Below are 1,002 nucleotides of genomic sequence, written 5' to 3' on the forward strand. Positions count from 1 at the left end.
GTCATGGGAGTTGTAAACGTCCTAGTATTGGTCGCTGAGCCGCCCCATGAATCTTTAACATTACTCCCTGTTAGTTGAGCAGCGACATTGGGCCGTACCTTCCCGTCCTCCGGATTGATCGACATCGAATGTGCATAATCATTTAAATTTGGCATAAAGCACCCCCTGAAAATAAAAAATCCCGCCAGATGCGGGTCAAATCTTAAGCCGTTGTGGCAGGAACATATGCGAGCGTGTCGGAGTATTCCTGCTGCGTGATATATCCCTGCGCCAGTGCGTTGTCGATCTGGAACAGGGTGTAGTTAGCAGCGGCGTATTGCTTAACAGGCTCAACATACTCCGGAATGATGCTGGCGATTGTTCTCTTGCCGTCAATGTAGATTGCTCTTGCATAACCTTGCACCAACGCTTGATAGATTGTCATGATCAAACCACTCCTTTAGTTATCAAAATTTCCCACAATTCGATGTTTTGCATGTTAAGGCTGGATATTTCGGCTTCAAGTAGCTCTATTTTGCTCGGGCCGGGCGGTGGAGGAGGCAAAGGTTCTTGTAAAGATTCTTTCATGTAAAGACCAGTTTCATCATCCTTAGTTATACGATACGGAATCCCATCTTCTATTATTTCAGTTATAGATATTGCCATTTATATACCTCCCCTTTTTTATGGCGTACCAGCTTTGAGAGCATATCTTACTTGCACCGTTGTTGTGTTATCAAGGTCGCTGGTTGCGTTTGTTGTGACTTCGATCAAGAGAGAACTATAAAAGTATATAGAGTCTGTCGCAGGAGAAAACTTATCGGCGCTTCCACTGCCATTATATTGCCGATTTCCTAAGTAGAAGTAATCAAGAGAACTGCCGCCTGGGATAGCAAAACTATCTACCTTACCGTCAAGCGTCACCCTTAAAACCGCACCGTTCGTTGAACTTGTGTTTAAAGTTGCGAGATTTAATCTTCCGCTTACACCAGAAAGGTTTAAAACCGTATAGTACGTCCCTTC

Annotated in this window: 2 protein-coding genes; both read right to left on the reverse strand. The window is 44.3% G+C overall.

Features of this window, described 5'->3' with window-relative positions; genetic code table 11:
• Positions 1-202 precede the first annotated feature (202 nt).
• Complete coding sequence (locus tag HR086_RS47115; RefSeq protein WP_174468934.1) at positions 203-424, reverse strand: hypothetical protein; 222 nt, start codon at positions 422-424, stop codon at positions 203-205.
• A gap of 239 nt (positions 425-663) precedes the next feature.
• Positions 664-1,002 (reverse strand): hypothetical protein (locus HR086_RS48105; protein WP_217442248.1); only part of this gene is annotated, 339 nt, incomplete at its 5' end.

The organism is Myxococcus sp. CA039A (genome assembly GCF_013336645.1).
GTDB classification, from domain to species: Bacteria; Myxococcota; Myxococcia; order Myxococcales; family Myxococcaceae; genus Myxococcus; species Myxococcus llanfairpwllgwyngyllgogerychwyrndrobwllllantysiliogogogochensis.